Below are 5,497 nucleotides of genomic sequence, written 5' to 3' on the forward strand. Positions count from 1 at the left end.
TGGTCGATGCGCGCCTCGTGGCCATGCTCGCGTAACCGCTCGTTCGCCAGCTCGGCCCACCTGGCGCGAATGCGGTCAATCTCGTTCGCCTTGCCCACGCCGCCGCCCATGTTGTGCGCCACCAGGTCAAGCTCGCGCACCTTGTTCCCGAACCCGTCACCCTCGACCCGGTTGGTGGTGGTGAGGATGTGGGCATGGTGGTTGCGTTGGTCGCCCTCCTTGCCGGGGGCATGGATCGCCACATCGGCCGCGATCCCGTAACGGTCAGCCAGCTCCTGGGCGAAGTCCACGGCCAGCCGTCGCCGCTGTCCGGCGTCCAGCTCGTCCGGCAGGGCGACGAGGAATTCCCGCGCTACCTGGGCGTCCGCACGTTTGTTCTTCGCCTCGACTGTGTTCCACAACTCGACGCGGGTTGGACTCCATGTAGAACCGGACGGCATCACGATGTCGGCCGACTCGATGCCGCGCTTGCGCGTGTAATCGTGCACCTCGCCGGTACGCTGGTCGGTGATCTCGACGCCAGCGCGATACGCGGCGGCAGCGGTTGATGACCGCCCCGACTTCCGGCTGATGATCTGCGCGCTTAAATGATAAATGGCCACGGTAAAGCGCCGCCCCTTTCCTTCGCGCTTGGCCTCAGCAAGCCCATATCGAATGGCAGACCATTCAGCGTGATTGGCGTCCAGCCGTGAAGGTGGACATTCCACCGCCACGCGTATTCGAAATCCATGATTTCGGCCTCAGTGCACTGCTCCCGGTGCACGACCAACGGCAGGAACGGATCGTCCCATCCGCCACTGGGGCGGCGATGAGACTTGATCCGGCGAATGGGATCGACGGATTGGCCAACATATACCTGCCGCTTGGCCGCGAAGGCCAGCAGGTATATGTACCGGTCTCGCACCTCGTTATCCCATCCGTAGCCCATGCCGCCGCGCCTTTCGCCGTTGTCTTTACCCCCGAAGGGCGCACGCAAACGAAGTTTGCATTAAGTGCGCCCTTGCTCTTCGCTTTCGCTCGTCGCCGGGACTGTCCAAGCCAACATTATAGCTTGCTTTACGGCAATTTTAAGGCGCGGTAGAATCGGCCACCAACATCGCAAAAGGCAACAACATGGCAGCACTGGACGAACGGATCAAGGCGCAGGAAGAGAAGCTGAAACAGCTCAAAGCGCTCAAGCAAAAACAGGAGGCCCAGAAGCGGGCCGCCGAGGCGAAACGCACTCGTACTCAGGACACGCGCCGCAAGGTCCTGGTCGGGGCCATGATGCTTGAGCACATGGAGAAAAATGAGGCCACGAAAACGAACATCCTGGCGAAGCTCGACACGTTCCTTACCAGGGACGACGACCGGGCACTGTTTGGGCTGTATCCTGTACGCCAAGAAAGTATTCAAACGGAGTAGTGATACATGACGAAAGAGGCATGTCGCGACTATCTGGATCGAGCCATTGAAGCATTAGAGGACATGCGCGAAGCGCTGGACGATTCCGCGTCTGATGCCGCGATTAGCTTCCTAGAAGCAGCATTGGATGCACAAGACTTGGTTGGTCGGGCGATCTTTGAAGCAATGCGTGCAGTCGTTACTACGAAGAACACAGGGAGCTGAACATGAGCGGATGGTGGGTGGTGGTAGACCCGCGCACGCCGGAAGAGCGTGACGCATCACAAGATAGGATGGGGCCGCTGGTCGCATCCTGGGAGGCGAGCGTGTTCAACATGCGCTTCCTCGATCACTTGGTAAAGGAAGGCCGGGCCGAGCAGCACTCGTTCAACGGCTACCCGAACCGCTATACGGTACCGGCCGGCGACTTCGTGCCCTTCATCATCGACGGTCCGCCGGTCGAGGACTGGGGACCGAACAAGGGGCAGAATTGGAACGTGACCATCCATCGGCAACGGCTGGTTGCCCTGCCGGCCGACCACATGCTCACGGTGGACGTATGGGATCAGACATGACCAGCCGCTCGGACCGCGAGCAGCACGTCACACAAATGCTCACCAATTTTCGCCTGGAGGGTCTAATACCTGATGACGCTCACCTACGTCTCTTGCAGCAGTACATCGAGGGCACAGCTACACTTAGCGACCTATTACAAGACGCGCGAAATTTCGCGCTTGAGCGCTGGCTAGAAAGTCTTAAGGCCGGACTTCGCCCTTAAAATTCCTTATCTTTTTGCAAACTCTCATTTAAGCGATCACGCAGCCTCTCTGCATCTGCACGACGAAGCTTACCCTCCCGCAAGAGCTGCTTAGTATGGTCGCTCTGTTTGCGAATAGCATCGACCAATTCTTGCGAACTGAGATGCTTTGGTGGGCTTAACTCATCAGACATAGCTAGATGGTACACCAACACTTGGAACCTTGATTATCGCATCATAGGACTCACTCTGTCTAGATATTCGTATTTACGAATAGGTGTACAGCAAGATCAAAAACGGACAATAGTGGAAAAAGAAACTTTCGCAGAAAATCGCCGAGCAGCTTATGCCTTTGGACGGATGAGATTAGCAATTAATCGAGCCATACATGCCCAAACAATGGAAGAAAGGAAACTTTCAAAGTGGTGGGTCGCAGGTTGGATTTGTTTCTGCCAAATCAAATGCAAATCTCAGGATAAAGCTAACTAGACGCCTTAGCGCGCGGGCGTCCCCGCTTGCTTGCGCACCGATTTGCTTCGCAAACCGGCACGCCCGGTTACATCTGAAACCCTGAAAATCGAAAACCCGTAACCCCAACCCCGGTATGCGACCGCCGCCGGCCACTACCTGGAGGCCGACCAGCCGGCCGTCGAGTTGCCCGCAGGGGCGATTTGAGTCCGAGGACCGATGCCGAAGGCGAGGGAGCGAGGATGGCCCGTCAGGGCCACCCCTGCCCGACCCGGCGCGCCTCCAGCGCGTCCGGTCTGCGGCCGTTGCGGACCCTGGGGGGGCCGGTTCTCCCTGCCCCCTCGGGGGGGCCTAAAGCATTACGACCTGCACGCGATAGCGGGGGGAGTAGCTTTTAAGTCCTTTTAGGCGGCCGGAAAGCCAGTATCCATGCGGGTTTCAGACTCTAACTATGACGTTTATGCGGTTAACTATGACGTTTATGCGGTTAACTATGACGCCTATTGACAAGTCATATAATGGCTGTAGAATGACATTAAAAGATATGTCATTAATAAAGGGTGTTAATGAAAAAGCATGAGCTAGTAGTGAAGTCCAATCGCCTTATCGAGGCCAGCTATAGGCTGAGCCTGAACGAGCAGCGCATCATCCTCTATGCCATCTGCCGATGCCGCGAGGAACAGAAGGGGCTATTCCCTGATTCCCCGGTCGTCATTACGGCTGAAGCCTTCGCCAAGCAATTCCCTAGCATCGACAAGGGCCATGTGTACCACCAGCTCAAGGAAGCTATGGATGCCCTGTATGACCGCAGCGTTACTCTGTACGAGACGGACGAAGACACTGGCAAGGAACAGGTCTCCAAGACACGATGGATCAGCAAGGCGAGCTATGTCGATGGGGCCGGCCGCATCAAGGTCGTATTTACTCATGATGTTATTAAGTACATAACACGCCTTGAGGAAGAATTCACGTCCTACCAGCTGGAGAAGGTCGGTCAGATGACGAGCGCCTACGCCGTGCGGATCTACGAACTGCTGGCCCAGCATCGAGAGATCGGCAACCGTACCCTCAACCTCAAGTGGCTGCGCGAGACGCTACAGATCGCGGCCGACGAGTACAAGCTAACGGCCGATTTCATCAAACGGGTGCTCGATGTAGCCGTGGATCAGGTCAACAAGCACAGCGACCTGACAGTGAGCTACAAGCCGGTCAAGACTGGCCGTGCTATCACGGATTTTGCCTTCAAGATCAAGGACAAGGAACGTAAGCCCAAGTCGGCCAGCGCACCCTCGGATCACGCTTATCGAGCGAAACTGGAGGCCAACGGCCAGCAGCGCATCCCCGATCCAGTCACCGACGACCAGGAGGAATTTTGATGCAATACAGCTACGAGATTACCCCCCGACCGACCGAGCTGGGCGGCGGGTGGCGGCTGCGGCTCCTGGAGGACGGCGAGGAAGTAGGCGGCGGGGTGTTCCCTGTCGCGCCGGCCGACCCGCGCCAGGGCATGGCCTGGTGGAACGCCATGGCCGAGGCCGAACGTGGTTATTGGCTGGGGGTGGCCGGATCGGCGCGGCCAGCGGACGCCTACGATGCCTTCCTGCAGGCCGAGGCCCACACTGACGCCGAGGGGGAGGCCTACGCCTGGCTGGACTCACGCGGGGCGTGAGGGTTTGACGCCAGGGAGCGACTACCGCTCCATGCCTTGGCCCTTCTGCTGCTGGCGGGCCTGTTCCCTCTCCTGCTGCTGCCGGCGCTCCACGGCCGGCAGTACGAAGCGCGACACGCGCACATCGAATTCGCGCTGGCTGGCCGGCGCTTTCCACGCCACATCGACGGCCTTGGCCGTCATCCTCTCGACCTCCGCAGCCTGCATTCCCTGCAACGACGCCGGCGCGATCGCGCGCGCGCGATCGACAACGCGGGTGACGGTTTCCGGCACGCGGTAGATGTGTTCTGGCCGCTGCCAGGGAGCCAATCCCCGTTCGGTGCGGTCTAGTACCTGCTCCAGCTCCTTCACCGTCACGAACGTCTGCCGGCGCGCCTGCGTCGCCTGCTCGTTGGCCTTCAGCGCGGCCTGCACCTCGGGCGACAGATCGATGGCGTTGCCGACCTGGACGCGCTCCAGCTTGGCGGCCGCCAGCAGCTTCTCCGCGTCCTCGGTCATGCCCTTGGTGTCGTACAGGAACCGCTTGACGCCGCCCATGCTGGCGACGTCGGCCAGCGTGGCCTGGCCGCGCGCTTCCAGCTCCGCGGCGTGGGCCAGTCGCTGCTGCATACCTGGTTGAGCCTGCACCTGGCGCCGTACCGCGATCACGTCCACGTCCGGCACCTGGCCGGCCTCGGCGACTTCCTTCCCGACCTGGTGCAGCGCGCGCTTGATCGCCTGGGCCGGCAACAGGCCCGGCACGGTGGCCAGCGTCTCCGTGGTGACGTTTTCAAGGGCCCGGGCGTACCGATGCCCCATTTCGACCTCCGAACGCTCCAAGGCCCGTTTATGCAGTTCTGCAGCCTGCTCCTGGATACGCTGATTCTTGGCCGCTTCGATGTCGCCCGACAGGTCGAGAATCGACCGCTCGAGAACTTGGCCCAGCCTCTCCAGCTCGCCGGCCTTCTTGGCTTGGGTCAGGCGCTCGGCCACGTCCTGGTCGAAGTCCTGCCGCTTCCGGCTGGCCTGGCCGGTGCGGCGCTCGATGGCCGTGGCAGTCGGTCCGAGGTGCTGGGTCGGCTCGCGGTCGATGCCCTGGGCTTCAAGGGTGCGATGGTCGATGCGCGCCTCGTGGCCATGCTCGCGTAACCGCTCGTTCGCCAGCTCGGCCCACCTGGCGCGAATGCGGTCAATCTCGTTCGCCTTGCCCACGCCGCCGCCCATGTTGTGCGCCACCAGGT

General features: G+C 60.4%; 8 protein-coding genes. 5 read left to right on the forward strand and 3 right to left on the reverse strand.

Annotation, left to right across the window (positions count from 1 at the left end):
- Window positions 1-602, reverse strand: a 602-nt coding sequence (gene mobQ / locus ACI1V7_RS28170) for a MobQ family relaxase (RefSeq protein ID WP_404536005.1), incomplete at its 3' end; no start/stop codon positions are given.
- The gene (locus tag ACI1V7_RS28175) at window positions 584-976 is read right to left on the reverse strand and encodes a GIY-YIG nuclease family protein (protein ID WP_404536008.1); all 393 of its coding nucleotides are present in this window, start codon (window positions 974-976) and stop codon (window positions 584-586) included. The genes ACI1V7_RS28175 and mobQ, both read right to left, overlap by 19 nt.
- A gap of 137 nt (window positions 977-1,113) precedes the next feature.
- Between ACI1V7_RS28175 and ACI1V7_RS28180 the strand changes: the two genes are divergently transcribed.
- The 5 genes from ACI1V7_RS28180 to ACI1V7_RS28200 all read left to right on the forward strand — a co-directional run bounded on the left by ACI1V7_RS28180 (window position 1,114) and on the right by ACI1V7_RS28200 (window position 4,277).
- A complete protein-coding gene (locus ACI1V7_RS28180; RefSeq protein ID WP_005671594.1) occupies window positions 1,114-1,404 on the forward strand; it encodes a DUF8583 domain-containing protein in 291 nt (96 codons plus the stop codon).
- Between the two features lie 6 nt (window positions 1,405-1,410).
- The gene (locus ACI1V7_RS28185) at window positions 1,411-1,608 is read left to right on the forward strand and encodes a hypothetical protein (RefSeq protein WP_005671592.1); all 198 of its coding nucleotides are present in this window, start codon (window positions 1,411-1,413) and stop codon (window positions 1,606-1,608) included.
- Between the two features lie 2 nt (window positions 1,609-1,610).
- Window positions 1,611-1,958, forward strand: a complete 348-nt coding sequence (locus ACI1V7_RS28190; RefSeq protein ID WP_005671590.1) for a hypothetical protein — start codon at window positions 1,611-1,613, stop codon at window positions 1,956-1,958.
- A gap of 1,237 nt (window positions 1,959-3,195) precedes the next feature.
- Window positions 3,196-3,984: a replication initiation protein RepM gene (repM, locus tag ACI1V7_RS28195; protein WP_229409945.1), complete on the forward strand. Its 789-nt coding sequence runs from the start codon at window positions 3,196-3,198 to the stop codon at window positions 3,982-3,984.
- Window positions 3,984-4,277 (forward strand): hypothetical protein, encoded by a 294-nt coding sequence (locus tag ACI1V7_RS28200; RefSeq protein WP_005671614.1) that lies wholly within the window; start codon window positions 3,984-3,986, stop codon window positions 4,275-4,277. The genes repM and ACI1V7_RS28200 overlap by 1 nt, the downstream gene beginning before the upstream one ends.
- A gap of 21 nt (window positions 4,278-4,298) precedes the next feature.
- Here ACI1V7_RS28200 and ACI1V7_RS28205 read toward each other — a convergent pair.
- Window positions 4,299-5,497, reverse strand: a 1,199-nt coding sequence (locus ACI1V7_RS28205) for a MobA/MobL family protein (RefSeq protein ID WP_404536013.1), incomplete at its 5' end; no start/stop codon positions are given.

Source organism: Massilia paldalensis, assembly GCF_044901715.1.
GTDB lineage: Bacteria > Pseudomonadota > Gammaproteobacteria > Burkholderiales > Burkholderiaceae_D > Telluria > Telluria paldalensis.

Excerpts from the sequence above, each read along its gene's own strand:
- ACI1V7_RS28180 (WP_005671594.1), top strand. The coding sequence starts at position 1,114 with ATGGCAGCACTGGACGAACGGATCAAGGCGCAGGAAGAGAAGCTGAAA.
- ACI1V7_RS28190 (WP_005671590.1), top strand. The coding sequence starts at position 1,611 with ATGAGCGGATGGTGGGTGGTGGTAGACCCGCGCACGCCGGAAGAGCGT.
- ACI1V7_RS28185 (WP_005671592.1), top strand. The coding sequence starts at position 1,411 with ATGACGAAAGAGGCATGTCGCGACTATCTGGATCGAGCCATTGAAGCA.
- ACI1V7_RS28200 (WP_005671614.1), top strand. The coding sequence starts at position 3,984 with ATGCAATACAGCTACGAGATTACCCCCCGACCGACCGAGCTGGGCGGC.